The sequence below is a fragment of the Thermomonas brevis genome, assembly GCF_014395425.1.
GTDB classification, from domain to species: Bacteria; Pseudomonadota; Gammaproteobacteria; order Xanthomonadales; family Xanthomonadaceae; genus Thermomonas; species Thermomonas brevis.
On the sequence record NZ_CP060711.1, the window covers coordinates 884,345 to 900,271 of the forward strand.

Here is a 15,927-nt window from a genome sequence, read left to right on the forward strand (position 1 = left end):
AACGGGACGGCGGCCCCAGTCTCCGCCACCGCGCTCACACCAGCTGGAGCTCGAACGCCTTCAATACCGCCCGCGTGCGGTCGCGCACGCCAAGCTTGGACAGAATGTTGGAAACGTGGTTCTTGATCGTGCCCTCGGCCACGCCCAGCGAATTGGCGATTTCCTTGTTGGAGAAACCCGAGGCCATCAACCGCAGGATCTCGGTTTCGCGGTCGGTCAGCGGATCGGGTCGGTCGAGGCTGACGAATTCGTTGCGCATGTGCTCCAGCCCGGACAGCAGCCGCTGGGTCACCGCCGGCTGCACCAGCGAGCCGCCGCCGGCCACGGTCTGGATGGCGTCGACCAGTTGCTCCAGCGACACGTCCTTCAGCAGGTAGCCCTTGGCGCCAGCGCGGATGCCGGCCAGCACCAGCTGGTCATCGTCGAAGGTGGTCAGGATGATGGTCGGCGGCAGCGTGCCCGCGCGGCCCAGCGCCTGCAGCGCCTCCAGCCCGGACATCGCCGGCATGCGCATGTCCATCAGCACCACGTCGGGCTTCACCTGCGGAATCTTCTCGACGGCCTGGCGGCCGTCGGAGGCCTCGGCGACCACCTCGATGCCCTCCGCCAGCGACAGCAGGGAGCGGATGCCCTGGCGCACCAGGGTCTGGTCGTCGACCAGGAAGACACTGATGGAAGCGGGGCTGATCGGATCGGAACGGTTCATGCGGCAACTCCTTCCGGGAGGCGGATGGCGGCGTTCGGCGCCACCGGCAATGTGATGGTGAGCTGGAATCCCTGCCCGCGCCGGGTGGCGATGTCGAGCCGGCCGCCGTGCTGGCGCAACCGCTCGCCGAGGCCGCGCAGGCCGTTGCCCGGCGTCACCTGCTCGCTGCCGCGGCCGTCGTCGCGCACCTGCAGGACGACATTGTCGCCCTCGCGGCGCGCGCTCAGCCACAGCCGGCCGGCGCCGGCGTGGCGCACCGCGTTGGTGATGGCTTCCTGCGCGCAGCGCAGCAGCACGTGGGCGCGCTCGGGATCATCGACGGTCAGCGGCTGCTCGATGTCCATAGCGATGGCGAGCTTGGGCACGTTCTCGGCCAGCGGGCGCAGCGCGGCGCCGAGGTCGATCGCCCCGCCCTCGCGCAACTGGCTGACCGCTTCGCGCACGTCGGTCAGCAACAGGCGCGCCAGCGTGTGCGCCTGCTGCACGTGCTCCTTGGCGCGGCCTTCGGACAGGTGGCCGGCCACTTCCAGGTTGAGGCTGAGCGCGGTCAGGTGGTGGCCCAGCAGGTCGTGGAGCTCGCGCGAGATGCGGGTGCGCTCGTTGACCCGCGCGCTGTCGGCCAGCAGTGCGCGGGTGGCGCGCAGCTCGGCGTTGAGCCGACGCTGTTCCTCCCGCGCCTGCGCCTGCTGCAACGCAACAAGACTGACCACGAACACGAAGCCGGAGAACCCCGCATACAGCATCGACTGCATCAGGGCTTCCATCGGCGGGAAGTGCAGCCAGCGGATGAACACCGGCGCCACCGCCAGCTGGCTGACCAGCAGCCAGGCCACGCCCAGCGGCAGCGGCAGCAGCCACGGGAACACGCAGGCCGCCACCATCAGCAGGACGCTGCCCATGCCGGTGCCGCTGAAATAGCTGACGCCCAGCGCGGCCACGGTCAGCACCAGCAGCAGCATGTAATCGGCGGCGTTGCGACGGCGGCCGCCCAGGTTGCGGGTCAGCCAGACGTAGCCGGCGCCGAACGCCAGATAGGCCACCCAGCCCTGCCAGGGCATCGCCAGATTCTCGCCGATGGCGGCCGGCTGCGGCCGCAGCCAGAAATACAGCAGCGGCAGCCCCACCATCGCCCAGGTGAACAGGCCGGCGTAGCGCAACAGGCGGGTGTGGGAAATTCGCGCGAACATGGCGTTTTATACCGCCTCCCGCCCCAACCCGCCCTGCATCGAAGGTCATGGGGGGCGTCCCGGCGGCACCCGCCATGCGATAATCGCGCACGGCTCGCGCAGACGGGCCATCCGCAGCAGTCATCGGAGTTTCAAGGAATGTCGATCGCCATCCGCGACGTGCGCGAGCACGAGCTGGATTCCGTTCTGGCCCTCAACAACGCGGCAGGCCCGGCGATCCTCCCCCTGGATTCGGCCAGGTTGCGCCGCCTGTTCGACAGCGCGGAATATTTCCGCGTGGCCGAGCGCGACGGCGCCATGGCCGGTTTCCTGATCGGCTTCGGCTCGCACGCCCGGCACGAGAGCAGCAACTTCTCCTGGTTCCGCGAGCGCTATCCGGACTTCTTCTACATCGACCGCGTGGTGGTCGCCAGCCGCCGCCGCGGCGGCGGCGTGGGCCGCGCGCTGTACGCCGACGTGCAGAGCTACGCCGAGCTGCGCTACCCGCAGCTGGCCTGCGAGGTGTTCCTGGAACACGGCGCGGATCACGCGCTGCTGTTCCACGGCAGCTTCGGCTTCCGCGAAGTCGGCCAGAACGTCATGCCCGAACACGACCTGCGCGCCGCGATGCTGATGAAAACGCTGTGCAGCTATCCGTGGGTGCGCGACACCTACGGCGACGCCCTGCCCGACGAACCCTGGCTGCAGCGCCCGCGCGCCATCGTCGCGGATGCGCCGGTCGCGGTGAGCAGCAAGGGAGCCTGCGCATGAGCGCGCAGGTGGATTACGCGCAGGCCGGCGAACTGAAATTCGGCCAGGTCGGCATCGCCAACCTGCGCGTGCGCACGCTCGACCCGGCCCAGCTCGCCGAGGAGATGCGCGAGCGCGTGCAGCGCGCGCCCAACCTGTTCGCGCGCGCCGCGGTGGTGCTGGATTTCGGCGGGCTGAGCAAGACGCCGTCGCTGGACGAGGCGCAGGCGCTGGTGAACGGGCTGCGCGAGGCCGGCGTGCTGCCGGTGGCGCTGGCCTACGGCACCAAGGAGATCGACGCACTGTCGCAGCAGCTCGGCCTGCCGCTGCTGGCGAAGTTCCGCGCCCAGTACGAGCGCGCGGACGATGCGCCGCCGCCCGCCGCCGCGCCTGCGCCGGCCCGCCAGCCCGAACCGGCGCGCGCCGCCGAACCGCCGAAGCCCGCGGCCGCGCCGCAGGGCGCATCGCCCGGCCTGATCCAGACCGCGCCGGTGCGTTCCGGCCAGCAGGTCTACGCCGAGCAGCGCGACCTGACCGTGCTAGCCACCGTCGGCGCCGGTGCGGAAGTGCTGGCCGACGGCAGCATCCACATCTACGGCGCGCTGCGCGGGCGGGCCCTGGCCGGCGCGCAGGGCAACGAAGGCGCCCGCATCTTCTGCCGCGAGTTCCACGCCGAGCTCGTCGCGGTGGCCGGGCACTACAAGGTGATGGAAGACATTCCGGCGGACCTGCGCGGCAAGCCCGTGCAGGTCTGGCTGGAAAACGGACAGCTCAGGCTCGCGGCGCTCGACTGAAGCTGAACCGCCGCCGCTTGCACGCGGCGGGCAGTCGGGCAAACTCGGCTCCACGCAAGAAGAAAACCAACGACTTAAGGACGGAGAACGCGCAACGTGGCAGAGATCATCGTAGTCACCTCGGGCAAGGGCGGCGTGGGCAAGACCACGACCAGCGCCAGCCTCGCAACCGGGCTCGCCAGCCGCGGCAAGAAAGTGGCGGTCATCGACTTCGACGTCGGCCTGCGCAACCTCGACCTGATCATGGGCTGCGAACGCCGCGTGGTGTACGACTTCGTCAACGTGATCCACGGCGAGGCCACGCTCAAGCAGGCGCTGATCAAGGACAAGCGCTTCGACAACCTGTTCGTGCTGGCCGCCAGCCAGACCCGCGACAAGGACGCGCTGAGCAAGGACGGCGTGGAGAAGGTGCTGAAGGACTTGGCCGCCGACGGCTTCGATTACGTCATCTGCGACAGCCCGGCCGGCATCGAGAAGGGCGCGTTCCTGGCGATGTACTTCGCCGACAAGGCCATCGTGGTGGTAAACCCGGAAGTGTCCTCGGTGCGCGACTCCGACCGCGTGCTGGGCCTGCTGGCCTCCAAGACCCACCGCGCCGAGCGCAACGAGGGGGAAGTGTCCGCGCATCTGCTGCTGACCCGCTACAACCCGCTGCGCGTGGAAGGCGGCGAGATGCTGTCGATCGCCGACGTCGAGGAAGTGCTGGGCCTGAAGACGATAGGTGTCATCCCCGAATCGGGCGACGTGCTCAACGCCTCCAACAAGGGCGAGCCGGTGATCATGGACGGCGAGTCCGTCGCCGGCCAGGCCTACGCGGACGCGGTGGCGCGCCTGCTGGGCGAAGACCGTCCGCTGCGCTTCACCACGGTGGAGAAGAAGGGCTTCTTCAGCAAGCTGTTCGGAGGCTGACGCATGGCCATCTTCGATTTCCTCAAGCCCAAGAAGAACACCGCCTCGGTCGCCAAAAATCGCCTGCAGATCATCATCGCGCAGGAGCGCAGTTCCGCCGGCGCGCCGGACTACCTGCCGCTGATGCGGCGCGAGATCCTGGAAGTGATCCGCAAGTACGTGAACGTCGACGCCGACGCGGTCAAGGTCGACGTGGTCAAGGACGGCGAGCACGACGTGCTGGACATCTCGGTGTCGCTGCCGGAACGCGGCGCCGCGCCGGCCTGACGCGCGGGCCCTTCCGGCCGCGGAAGGGCCCTGGTCCGAACGGGATTCCCGCAGACAGGCATCGCCATGCAGGACAGGCAATCCCATCCCCTCGCCGGTTCCCGTGCGGACGCGGCGGGCGAAGACGGCGTGCTCACCCTCGCCGACATCGGCTTCAACGCGCCCGCCGCGCTGCTCGCACGCTACGGCCTGGCACTGGCGCGGGTGGCCGACGGCGACGCCATCCCCGGCAGCTACTGGGGCGAGCGCGAGGCCGGCATCATCGGCTGCACCGTGTACGCGCGCGCCGACACGCCGGTGCATTCGCTGCTGCACGAGGCCGGCCACCTGATCGTGCTGCCGCCCGAGCGCCGCGCGCAGGTGCATACCGACGCCACCGACTCGGTGCCCGAGGAGGACGCCGTGTGCGTCCTGCAGGGCCTGCTGGGCGACGCCCTGCCCGGCGTCGGCCGCGCGCGCGTCTGGGCCGACATGGACGCGTGGGGCTACACCTTCCGCCTCGGCTCGGCGCAGGCCTACGTGGAGCGCGACGCCGACGACGCCTGGCGCTGGCTGCGCGAACGCGGCCTGGTCGACGCGGACGGCGCGCTGGCCGTCGCCTAGGAAGCCATCTCTACCGTCCGGAGACGTTCGTGTAGCCTTGCGCCTGCCCTTCCGCGCAGCCCGAGGACCGTCCCGTGAAGCCACGCCATGCCCTGCTCGCCGTCGCCATCGTCGGCGCGCTCGCCCTGACCGCCTGCAAGCGCGACGCCGAACCGGCGCCCGCCGCCACCGCGCCCGTCGCGCAGCAGGGCGAAACCGCCGACCAGTTCGTCGCCCGCGTCAACGAGGAAGTGCGCAAGCTCAGCACCGAGCTCAATTCCGCGCAGTGGCTGTCCGCCACCTACATCAACGGCGACAGCGAGCTGGTGGCGGCCAAGGCCAACGAGCGCTGGCTGGCCCAGCTCAACGTCTGGATCGAACAGTCCAAGCGCTTCGACGGCCAGCAGCTGAAGCCGGAAACGGCGCGCGCGCTCAAGCTGCTGCGGCTGTGGACGTCGATGCCCGCGCCGAAGGATCCGAAGAAACTCGAGGAGCTGACCCAGCTCGCCACCCACATGGAAGGCATGTACGGCGCCGGCAGCTACTGCACCGGCGAAGGCAGCGCCCGGCAGTGCCGCGACATCGGCCAGCTCAGCGACGTGCTGGCGAAGAGCCGCGACTACGACGCGCAGCTGGACGCATGGCAGGGCTGGCACACCATCAGCATCCCGATGCGCAAGGACTACGTGCGCTTCGCCGAGCTGGTCAACGAGGGCGCGAAGGAGCTGGGCTTCGCCGACGCCGGCGAACTGTGGCGCTCCGGCTACGACATGACGCCGGCCGAGCTGGCCTCGGAAAGCGACCGCCTGTGGGGCCAGGTCAAGCCGCTGTACGAACAGCTGCACTGCTACGCGCGCGGCAAGCTCGACGCGCAGTACGGCAAGGACAGGGGCGAAGTCGCCGGCGGCCTGCTGCCCGCGCACCTGATGGGCAACCTGTGGCAGCAGGACTGGAGCAACCTCTGGGACATCCTGCAGCCGTACAAGGACGCCGGCAGCCTGGACGTCAACGGCGCGCTCAAGCGCCTGGCCGACGCCGACCTCGCCCGCGAACTCGGCAAGCCCGCCGCCTCCAACGCCTCCGCCGCCGAGCGCAGTTTCATGGCCCAGCGCGCGGCGCAGCTCGCCACCGCCAAGGCGATGACCGAGCGCGCGCAGGATTTCTACGTCTCGCTGGGCATGCCGAAGCTGCCGGAGAGCTACTGGCAGAAGTCGCAGTTCGTGAAGCCGCTGGACCGCGACGTGGTCTGCCACGCCAGCGCCTGGGACATGAACATGGCCGGCGACGTGCGCACCAAGATGTGCATCGCGCCGACCGAGGAAGACCTCACCACCATCTACCACGAGCTCGGCCACCTCTATTACGACCTGGCCTACAACAAGCAGCCGCCGATCTTCCAGAACGGCGCGCACGACGGCTTCCACGAAGCCATCGGCGACACCATCGTGCTGGCGATGACGCCGAAGTACATGGCCTCGGTCGGGCTGGTGGACGAGCCCGCGCAGAGCCGCGAGGCGCTGATCGACGCGCAGATGCGGATGGCGCTGGCGAAGGTCGCGTTCCTGCCGTTCGGGCTGATGATCGACCGCTGGCGCTGGGGCGTGTTCGACGGCTCGATCAAGCCGGACAGCTACAACCAGGCGTGGTGGGCGCTGAAGGCGAAGTACCAGGGCGTCGCTCCGGCAACGAAGCGCGGCGAGGAGTTCTTCGATCCGGGCGCGAAGTACCACGTGCCCGGCAACACGCCGTACACCCGCTACTTCCTCTCGCACATCCTGCAGTTCCAGTTCTACAAGGCGCTGTGCGACGCCGCAGGCCACAAGGGTCCGCTGTACGAATGCAGCTTCTACGGCAGCAAAGCGGCCGGCGACAAATACTGGGCGATGCTGTCCAAGGGCAGCAGCCAGCCCTGGCAGCAGACCATGAAGGAACTGACCGGCGGCGAGAAGATGGACGCCAGCGCAGTGCTGGAATACTTCGCGCCGCTGCAGGACTGGCTGAAGGAACAGAACGCCGGGCAGCAGTGCGGCTGGCAGGCCCCCACTGCGGGCGCCTGATCCGCCGGGGAAGGCGCGGGAAAAGGCCGGCCCACGCCGGCCTTTTCATTGCCCCAGGCCACGGGATCGGCGCGATACTGCCGGCATGGACGCCGACCTCACCCCGCAGCCGCAAGCTACCGCTACCGCCCTGCCCGCGCGCTTCTACGCGGAGCCGGCGATGGCCGCCACCGACCGTCGCGCGATCTTCGACCGCGGCTGGCAGTTGGTCGCGCATGTCTCGCAGCTGCGCGACGCGGGCGACCACGTGGTCGCCAACCTGGCCGGATTGCCGGTGATCGCGGTGCGCGGAGCGGACGCCGCGATCCGCGCGTTCCACAACGTCTGCCGGCACCGCGCCGGACCCATCGCGCAGTGCGACGGCCTCGGCGCGAAGGCGCTGCGCTGCCGCTACCACGGCTGGACCTACACGCTGGAAGGCCAGCTGCGCTCCGCGCCGGAGATGAAGGACGCGGCGTGCTTCGACGTCGCCAACGTGCGCCTGCCGCAGCTGGCGGTGAAGGTCTGGCAGGGACTGGTGTTCGCCGCCGTCGATGCGACGGATGCGCCCGACTTCGGCGCCTTCGTCGCCGGCATCGACGCGCGCCTGGGCCCGGACCGCCACATGGAACGCTACGGCAACCACCACCGCGCCAGCTACGACATCGCCTGCAACTGGAAGGTCTATGTCGACAATTATCTGGAGGGCTACCACGTCCCGTTCGTGCATCCGGGCCTGAACCGCCTGCTCGACTACCGCAGCTACCGCACCGAACTGGAACGCTGGCATTCGCTGCAATGGAGCCCGCTGGAAAGCGATCCCGCGCTGTACGGCAACGGCGACGCGCTCTACTACTGGCTGTGGCCGAACACCATGCTCAACATCCTGCCCGGCCGCCTGCAGACCAACACGGTGGTGCCGCTGGGCGCGGACCGCTGCCGCGTCACCTTCGACAGTTATTACGACGCCAGCGGCGACGCGGCGAAGCGCGCCGCCGACCTGGATTTCAGCGACGAAGTGCAGCACGAGGACATCGGCATCTGCGAGGACGTGCAGCGCGGCATGGCCTCCGGCAGCTACGTGCCGGGCCGGCTCAACCCGCTGCGCGAAACCGGCGTGCACCACTTCCACGAGCTGCTGCGCGAGGCGTATCGCGCGGACGCCGGCGCATGAGCGGCGCACGCCCGCTGGGAACGTGGTCGGCCATCGCGCTGGTGGTCGGCAGCATGATCGGCAGCGGCGTGTTCCTGCTGCCCTCGGCGCTGGCGCCCTATGGCGGCGTCAGCCTGCTGGGCTGGGCGATCACCCTGTTCGGTGCGCTGGCGCTGGCGCTCACCTTCGCCCGGCTGGCGATGCGCTGGCCGCAGACCGGCGGCCCCTACGCGTTCGCCCGCAACGCGTTCGGCGAAACGCCCGGCTTCCTGGTCGCATGGAGCTATTGGGTGTCGATCTGGAGCGCCACCGCCGCGATCGCGGTCGCCTTCGCCGGCAGCATGGGCGCGCTGCTGCCGGCGCTGGTGTCGACGCCGCTGCGGGCCGGCGCCTGCGCGCTGGCGTCGCTGTGGCTGTGCATCGCCATCAACCTGCTGGGCGTGCGCGAAGCTGGGCGCACGCAGGTGGCGCTGACCGTGCTCAAGTTCGTGCCGCTGGCGCTGTTCGCCGGCATCGCGATCTGGTCGGTCGATCCGGCGCAGTTCCAGCCGTTCAACCGCAGCGCCGAGTCGCTGCCGGCGGCCACCCACGCCTGCGTCGCGCTGGTGCTGTGGGCGCTGCTCGGGCTGGAGGCGGCCACCGTGCCGGCCGGCGCCATCGCCGATCCGGCGCGCACCATTCCGCGCGCCACCGTGATCGGCACTCTGCTGGCGGGCGTCGCCACGGTGCTGGCGGTGACCGCGGTGATCGGCATCGTGCCGGCCGCGCAGTTGCAGGACTCCGCCGCGCCGATGGCCGACGCCGCGCGCATGCTGTGGGGCGGCTGGGCCGGCGTCGGCATCGCCGCGGTGGCCGCGATCTCCTGCCTCGGCGCACTCAACGGCTGGGTGCTGCTGTCGGCGCAGGTGCCGCTGGCCGCGGCCGAAGACGGCCTGCTGCCGCGCGCCTTCGCCCGCCTGGACGCGCGCGGCACGCCGGCGTTCGGCATCGTCGCCAGCGGTCTGCTGGCCTCGCTGCTGGTGGCGGCCAATTTCAGCCGCTCGCTGGTGCAGCTGTTCACCTTCTCGATCCTGCTGTCCACCGCCGCCACCCTGCTGCCCTACCTGGTCGGCAGCGCCGCCTGGCTGCTGCGCGGTGAACGCAGGGGCCGCTTCGCCGCGCTGTTCGCGCTGGCGTACAGCGGCTACGCGCTGTTCGGCGCCGGCGGCGAGGCGCTGCTGTGGGGCGCCGCGCTGCTGCTGGCCGGGCTGCCGGTGTACGCGTGGATGCGCGCGGTCAGAGCGCGCTAGGCTCCAGCGCCGCCGGTTCGTCCGGCATCCGCGGCGGCCGCGGCGAGACGCGCGCCTCCCACCACCAGAACAGCCAGCCGCCGAGCGCGAACGCCGCCGCGCCCAGCGCCAGGTGCAGGCCCGAGCCGCTGAGCAGCGGCGACAGCATTCCGGCGATCAGCGCATTCGCCAGCAGGCCGACGAACGCCTGCAGCGACGACGCGCCGCCGCGCTGGCGCGGATACATGTCGAGGATGGCGAGGGTGATGATCGGGAACGCCAGCGCGATGCCGAAGGCGTAGAGGCTCATCGGCAGCACCGCCCACGGGATCGACGGCATCTCAACCAGCAGGCCGTAGCCGAGGTTGAGCGCCATCGCCGTGCCGCAGCAGGCGAAGCCGATGTTCGCCAGCTTCGCGCCGTCGATGCGCCCGGCCGCGCGCCCGGACACGAACGCGCCCAGCATCATCCCGCTGATCATCGGGATGAAGAACCAGCCGAACTGGCGCTCGCCCAGATGCAGCAGGTCGAGCACGAAGGCCGGCGCCGAGGCGATGTAGAGGAACAGCGCGCCGAAGTTCAGCGCCGCCGCCATCGACAGGCGCAGGAAGCGCGGATTGCGGGCGATGCTCCAGTAGCCGCGCAGCAGCGTCGCCGGATGCAGCGGCAGCCGCGCCGCGGGCGGGTGGGTTTCCGGCAGCGCGCGCCAGACCATCGCGATCAGCGCCAGCGCGAACGCCGCCAGGAACCAGAAGATCGACGGCCAGCGGTGCCAGCCCAGCAGCCAGCCGCCCAGCACCGGCGCCACCGCCGGGGCGATGCCGAAGATCATCGACACCTGGCTCATCAGCCGCTGCGCGTCGTGGCCGTGCAGCACGTCGCGGATCACCGCGCGGCCCACGATCAGGCCGACGCCCGCGCTCAATCCCTGCAACGCGCGGAACGCCAGCAGCTGCGGCAGCGACGTCGCCAGCGCGCAGCCCGCCGAGGCCAGCGTGAACACCGCCAGCCCGGCCAGGATCACCCATCGCCGTCCGAGCGCATCGGACAGCGGCCCGTGCACCACGCTCATCGCCGCGTAGGCCAGCAGATAGACGCTGATGGTCTGCTGCATCGCCAGCTTGTCCGCGCCCAGCTGCGCGCCGATCTGCGGGAACGCCGGGAAGATGGTGTCGATCGAGAACGGGCCGAACATGGCCAGCCCGCCGAGCAGCAGGGCCAGGCGGCGGGTCGAGGGTGCGGGAGATGCGGGCATCCCTCCAGTTTACGGAAACGCCGCGCGGATCCGGCCCGCACGAATCCGCCCATCCGGCCGGCCTCCATGCCGGCCGGGAATGGCGGAATCAGTATTTGTCCTTCTCGCTGCCGTTGATCGTCTCGAGCAGTTGCTCGAAGCCGTCCGTCGATTTGGCGACGCTGACCACCACGCTTTTCAGGTCGTCGCCGCTGGCGTCGGCGGGAATCTGCGCGACGTAATAGAACGCCTGGGTGTCGTCGGTTCCCTTCAGCACCCAGCCGCCCAGCTTCTTCTTGCTGGCGTCGAGCAGCGCGGCCGTCGCCACCACGGCCGCGCTGGCCACTTCCTCGTCGTTCCTCGGCTTCGGCGACTTGCCCGCGATCGACAGCACCTCGCGGATGCGCATGTTGCCCAGCGTCTCCACCGGCGAGCGCACCCAGACGATCTGCGAGCGCCCGTTCTCCACGTCGAACAGCAGCTTGTAGTCGCCGTCCGCGTCCACCTCGTACTTCAGCCCCAGGGCGTCCAGCTTCTTGCCCACGGACGCATCCGCATTGCCCGCGCGGGCCGCGCCCGGCGCGCCTGCGGCCATCAGCAGGCAGCAAACCGCCAGCGTCGTCTTGGTGTTCATCGTGCGTTCCCCCGTGTCGTGTGGATGGAGCGGTTCAAAGGCCCGAACCGAGCTTCCCGGCGAAGGCGTTGGCGGCTTCCGAAATCAGCCCGCCGAAGACCTCGCGATAGGCGTCCGCGCTGGCGGGCGTCACCGCGCTGGTGCCGCTTTTCTGCGCCCCGCCGGAGCCGGTCAGGAGGCCGATGGCGGCGGCGATGCCGTTGCCGCGCTTCATCGCGGCGCTGGTGGTGTCGGCGGTGGCGAACAGGTCGGCGTCGCTGGTCAGCGCGTCGTCCAGCGCCACCCAGCCGTTGTGGCGCATGCGCCCGTTGCCGAAGGTGCGGCCGCCGGCCTCGGTGACGAACTGCAGCTCGGTGTCGTCCGCCCACAGCATCGGCGCGACCTTCACCCGCGCGCGCGCGGTGCTGCCGCTGAACAGCGCGTTGTGGCTGCGCTTGTTCGGCTGGCCGTAGGCGGCGAGGTAGTGGACGTGCAGCAGCGCCGCGTCCAGCGCCTTGGCCACTTCGCCTTCCTTCTTCGCCCGCCCCTGATTCTGCGCATCGATGTTCTTGCGCACGCTGCCGCGCCCCTCGGCGATCTTCAGGCTGGACTGGTAGAAGGCGCGCATGCCGGTCGGCGCGTAGATCTCGCTGATCTGCGCGTCCACGCCCATGTGCTTGTCTTCGTTGAGATAGGGGGACGGATGGCCGTACTGCGCGTCCAGCTCGCGGTAGGTGGCGTTGTCCTGCAGCACCGCCGGGTCGAGCACCTCGAAGCCGGCGCGCTTCAGCGCCGCCACCGTGTCGGCATAGGCCTTGTCGGCGATGGCCTGGAAATCGGCGCCGTCCACGCCTTGCAGCCGGGTGGTCATCGACGCGCCCACCGCCCCGCGCTGCGAAGCCGCCGCGATCTGGGTGAAGAACTCCACGCCGAACTCGGCGATCACCACCCGCCGATGCCCCTTGATGGCGGCGACGGACACATCCAGCTGCGGCGTCTGCGCCAGCAGCGGCAACGACGACAGCAGCAGCAACGCCGCCAGTGCATGGCGCGCCAATCCGGTTTTCATGCGGTTCCCCTTGCGTGATCCGGGCGGACGGCCCGATGCCGTCGACCCCAGCGGCACGGTAGGCAATCGCCCGGCGCGCGCACATCCCCTGTTCGGGGGGATCGCCGCCCGCGGCGCTTGACGGAACGCCGCGCCGCCGCCCAGTCCGCATGGGCCGCGCAGGGGGACGAGCGAATGAAATCCGGGCTGGTGCTGGAAGATCAGGCGACGCTGGCCGGCTGGCTGCGGGAGACGCTGGAGGAATGCTTTCCCGGCATCCGCGTGACCCACGCGGACACGCTGGCCGCCGCGCTGCGGCACGTGGAGCAGGAGGTGCCGGACATCGCGCTGGTCGACCTCGGCCTGCCCGACGGCTCCGGGCTGGACCTGATCCGCGCGTTGAGCGCCCGCCCCAGCGCCTGCGAGATCGTGGTGACCACCATCTACGCCGACGACCATCACCTGTTCCCCGCCCTGCGCGCCGGCGCAAACGGCTACCTGCTGAAGGACCAGCCGCGCGCGAAAACCGTGCAGGCGCTGCGCGGCATCGCCAACGGCGAGCCGCCGCTGTCGGCCAGCATCGCCCGCCGGCTGCTGCGGGTGTTTTCCGGCGAAGCCACGGACACGCGCAGCGAAGCGCTGAAGCTCTCGCCGCGCGAAAGCGAAACCCTGGTGCTGATCGCCAAGGGCTACAAGATCGCGGAAGTCGCCGCCACGCTGGGCGTCAGCGCGCACACGGCGCACGAATACGTCAAGGGCGTCTACCGCAAGCTCAAGGTCGGCAGCCGCGCCGAAGCCACGCTGGAAGCGGCGCGGCGGGGACTGGTGAATCCCCATGCCTGAAGCCGCCATGCCCGAGCCCGCCGTGGGTGACGCCGACGCGCTGCCGGAGCGGATCGGCCCGTACGCCATCCTCGGCCTGCTCGGCGAAGGCGCCAGCGGCCGCGTCTATCTGGCCAGCGACGCCACCCTGCCGCGCGACATCGCGCTGAAAGTCCTGCGCAGTCCCGCCCTGCCGGCGGAGGCGCGCAGCCGCTTCGCGCGCGAGGCGGAGCTGCTGGCGCGGCTGGAGCATCCCAACATCGCGCGGCTGTACGCGGCCGGCGTGGCCGACAGCGACGCCGGCCCGCTGCCCTACCTGGCGATGGAGCGCATCGACGGGCAGGACCTGCTGGCGTGGGCGAACGCCAGTCCCGCGCCCGGCCTCGACGCCCGGCTCGCGGTGCTGGCGGCCATCGCCCGCGCCGTGCATCACGCCCACAGCCGCGGCATCGTCCATCGCGACCTGAAGCCGGCCAACATCCTGGTGGACGCGCAGGGCCAGCCGCACGTGCTGGATTTCGGCGTCGCCCGGCTGTTGGCGGACGAGGCCGCGGCCACCCGCGAAGGCCAGGTGCTGGGCAGCGTGCCGTACATGAGCCGCGAACAGCTGCTGGGCGCGCGCGCGTTCGACGACCCGCGCCTGGACGTGTACGCGCTGGGCGTCATCGCCTACCAGCTGCTGAGCGGCGCGCTGCCCTACCCCGGCCTGTCCGATTCGCCGGTGATCGAAGCCATCGCACTGCTGCGCGAAGTCCACGTGGAGCGCCTGTCGCGGCGCCTGCCGCAGGCGCGCGGCGACACCGAAACCGTGGTGATGAAGGCGATGGCGCCGGAGGCCGCGCAGCGCTACGGCTCCGCGGCGGAGCTCGCCGACGACCTGGAGCGGGTGCGCCAGCGGCAGCCGATCGCCGCGCGCCCGCCGACCGCCGGCTACGTGCTGGGCCTGTTCGTGCGCCGCCACCGCGCGCTGGCCGCCGCGCTGGCCTTCGCCGCGCTGGCGCTGGTCGCCGCCAGCGCGATCTCGCTGCGCTACGGCCTGCGCGAAGCGCGCGCCCGCGCGCAGGCGGAACTGCGGGCGGAGCAGCTGGACGCGGCCAACGCGTTCATCGACGGCATCCTCGCCGGCGCCGATCCTGAAATGCTGCGCCAGCATCCGCCCAGCCTGCGCGAGTTCCTCGACGACGCGCGCATCGCCCTCGACGGCAACCGCTCGCTGCCGCCCGCGGTGCGGGCGATGGCCGCGCGCACGATGGCGCTGGCCTACGCCCGCAGCGGCGACGTCGCCATCGGGCTGAAGCAGATCGAAGCCGCGCAGGCGGCGCTGGACGCGATGCCGTCGACGGACGGCTATACGCGCAACCGATTGCGCGTGGCGCATGCGCAGGTGCTCGCCGCCGCCGGCCGCTACGCCGATGCGCTGGCGCGGCTGCGCCCGCTGCTGCTCGCCAACGCGCCGGGCGACGCGCTGTCGCGGCGGCTGTGGCTGGAAGCGCGCGCGGAGGCGGTGACCGACACCGCGGGCCTGGGCCGCATGCGCGAGGCCGCCAGCGACGCCGCCGCCCTGCAAGCGGACGCGGCGCACTGGTTGGAACGCAACGACCGGCTGCTGCTGGACATCGCCTTCCAGCAGGCGGAGCTGCGCCACCAGTCGGGCGACGGCAGGGGCGCGCTGGCCGATTTCGACGCGCTGTTGCCGCGCCTGCGCGACGCCCTCGGCCCCGGCAATTCGACCACCCTGTCCGCGCGCCTGGCGCAGGCGGCCATCGTGCGGGAGCTGGGCGACTTCGCCGAGTCCGAACGCCTCACCCGCGCGCTGATGGCCGACGCCGACCGCGCCCTCGGCACCGGCCACCCGCTGTCCATCACCAGCCGCTACATGCTGGCCGCCGCGCTGCAATCGCGGACGCCCGATTCGCCCGAAGCGGTGGCGCTGATGCGCGACGTGCTGGCGCGCTACGAGGAACGGCTGGGGCCGGACCATCCCTATGCGCTCAATGCGAAAAGCACGCTGTCGCTGTTCCTGCAAAAGCAGGGACGATTCGCCGAGGCCACCGCGCTGGCCGGGCAGGCGCTGGCCTCGATGCAGAAGCTGGGCTTCGCCGACGGCCCGGAAACCCTGCCGCTGCGCAACGCCTACGCGCTGGGCCTGATGCGGCAGGGCAAGCTGGACGAAGCCTGCCCGCGCTTCGAGGACCTGCTGGCGCGCGCGCGCAAGGCGCTGGGCGATGCGCACCTGCAAACCATCACCTATGCCACCAACGCCGCCGAATGCCTGCTGCTGGCGCACCGCCCCGCCGACGCGCTGGCGATCATGGGACCGGCGCACCGGCAGGCCGTGCAGCACTTGGGCGCGGCGCATCCGCAAACCGTCGCCGCCGCGAGCCGGTTGGCCGGGATCCGGGAAGCGCTGACATCGCACGCTAAGCGTTGAACACGTTCGCCAAGCAAAACCTCCCGCGGGGGCAAGCATCCAGCGTTGCCGGTCGAGAACAAGAAAGCTGGATACCCGCCTTCGCGGGTATGACGTCTTTCTGATCTTCGTTTCTCTGGCGTCCCTTCGGGAAAACCACCATAATCCG

15 protein-coding genes are annotated in these 15,927 nt (G+C 70.8%); 10 read left to right on the forward strand and 5 right to left on the reverse strand.

Annotated elements, in window-relative coordinates; translation table 11 throughout:
• Positions 1-34 precede the first annotated feature (34 nt).
• Both H9L17_RS04080 and H9L17_RS04085 read right to left on the reverse strand, forming a co-directional pair.
• A complete protein-coding gene (locus H9L17_RS04080; protein ID WP_187571087.1) occupies positions 35-706 on the reverse strand; it encodes a response regulator in 672 nt (223 codons plus the stop codon).
• Positions 703-1,893: a sensor histidine kinase gene (locus H9L17_RS04085; protein WP_187571088.1), complete on the reverse strand. Its 1,191-nt coding sequence runs from the start codon at positions 1,891-1,893 to the stop codon at positions 703-705. Before H9L17_RS04085 ends, H9L17_RS04080 begins: the two co-directional genes overlap by 4 nt.
• A 138-nt stretch (positions 1,894-2,031) precedes the next feature.
• On the opposite strand from H9L17_RS04085, the gene H9L17_RS04090 reads away from it, so the two are divergent.
• From H9L17_RS04090 to H9L17_RS04125, 8 genes are all read left to right on the forward strand, one after another.
• Complete coding sequence (locus tag H9L17_RS04090; protein ID WP_187571089.1) at positions 2,032-2,643, forward strand: GNAT family N-acetyltransferase; 612 nt, start codon at positions 2,032-2,034, stop codon at positions 2,641-2,643.
• On the forward strand, positions 2,640-3,416 hold the full coding sequence (gene minC, locus H9L17_RS04095) for a septum site-determining protein MinC (protein WP_187571090.1): 777 nt from the start codon (positions 2,640-2,642) through the stop codon (positions 3,414-3,416). The genes H9L17_RS04090 and minC overlap by 4 nt, the downstream gene beginning before the upstream one ends.
• Before the next feature lie 96 nt (positions 3,417-3,512).
• Positions 3,513-4,325 (forward strand): septum site-determining protein MinD, encoded by an 813-nt coding sequence (gene minD / locus H9L17_RS04100; RefSeq protein WP_187571091.1) that lies wholly within the window; start codon positions 3,513-3,515, stop codon positions 4,323-4,325.
• Between the two features lie 3 nt (positions 4,326-4,328).
• A complete protein-coding gene (gene minE / locus H9L17_RS04105; protein WP_187571092.1) occupies positions 4,329-4,592 on the forward strand; it encodes a cell division topological specificity factor MinE in 264 nt (87 codons plus the stop codon).
• 66 nt (positions 4,593-4,658) lie between these two features.
• The gene (locus tag H9L17_RS04110) at positions 4,659-5,195 is read left to right on the forward strand and encodes a hypothetical protein (RefSeq protein ID WP_187571093.1); all 537 of its coding nucleotides are present in this window, start codon (positions 4,659-4,661) and stop codon (positions 5,193-5,195) included.
• A 74-nt stretch (positions 5,196-5,269) separates the two neighbouring features.
• Entirely contained in the window at positions 5,270-7,231 is a 1,962-nt protein-coding gene (locus H9L17_RS04115) for a M2 family metallopeptidase (RefSeq protein ID WP_187571094.1), read from the forward strand.
• An 85-nt stretch (positions 7,232-7,316) separates the two neighbouring features.
• Positions 7,317-8,384, forward strand: a complete 1,068-nt coding sequence (locus tag H9L17_RS04120) for an aromatic ring-hydroxylating oxygenase subunit alpha (RefSeq protein WP_187571095.1) — start codon at positions 7,317-7,319, stop codon at positions 8,382-8,384.
• Positions 8,381-9,652 carry an amino acid permease gene (locus H9L17_RS04125; RefSeq protein WP_187571096.1) on the forward strand — a complete coding sequence of 424 codons (1,272 nt, stop codon included), beginning with the start codon at positions 8,381-8,383 and terminating at the stop codon, positions 9,650-9,652. Before H9L17_RS04120 ends, H9L17_RS04125 begins: the two co-directional genes overlap by 4 nt.
• Here the strand turns inward: H9L17_RS04125 and H9L17_RS04130 are convergent.
• From H9L17_RS04130 to H9L17_RS04140, 3 genes are all read right to left on the reverse strand, one after another.
• Positions 9,639-10,886 carry a multidrug effflux MFS transporter gene (locus tag H9L17_RS04130; protein WP_187571097.1) on the reverse strand — a complete coding sequence of 416 codons (1,248 nt, stop codon included), beginning with the start codon at positions 10,884-10,886 and terminating at the stop codon, positions 9,639-9,641. The two genes, H9L17_RS04125 and H9L17_RS04130, sit on opposite strands and share 14 nt — an antisense overlap.
• Positions 10,887-10,974: 88 nt before the next feature.
• Positions 10,975-11,499, reverse strand: coding sequence for a hypothetical protein (locus H9L17_RS04135; protein WP_187571098.1), 525 nt, complete (start codon positions 11,497-11,499; stop codon positions 10,975-10,977).
• Positions 11,500-11,533: 34 nt separating this feature from the next.
• Entirely contained in the window at positions 11,534-12,547 is a 1,014-nt protein-coding gene (locus tag H9L17_RS04140) for a hypothetical protein (RefSeq protein WP_187571099.1), read from the reverse strand.
• Positions 12,548-12,721: 174 nt separating this feature from the next.
• Between H9L17_RS04140 and H9L17_RS04145 the strand changes: the two genes are divergently transcribed.
• Both H9L17_RS04145 and H9L17_RS04150 read left to right on the forward strand, forming a co-directional pair.
• The gene (locus H9L17_RS04145; protein ID WP_187571100.1) at positions 12,722-13,369 is read left to right on the forward strand and encodes a response regulator transcription factor; all 648 of its coding nucleotides are present in this window, start codon (positions 12,722-12,724) and stop codon (positions 13,367-13,369) included.
• A gap of 7 nt (positions 13,370-13,376) precedes the next feature.
• On the forward strand, positions 13,377-15,779 hold the full coding sequence (locus H9L17_RS04150; protein WP_187571101.1) for a serine/threonine-protein kinase: 2,403 nt from the start codon (positions 13,377-13,379) through the stop codon (positions 15,777-15,779).
• The last annotated feature ends 148 nt before the right edge of the window (positions 15,780-15,927 follow it).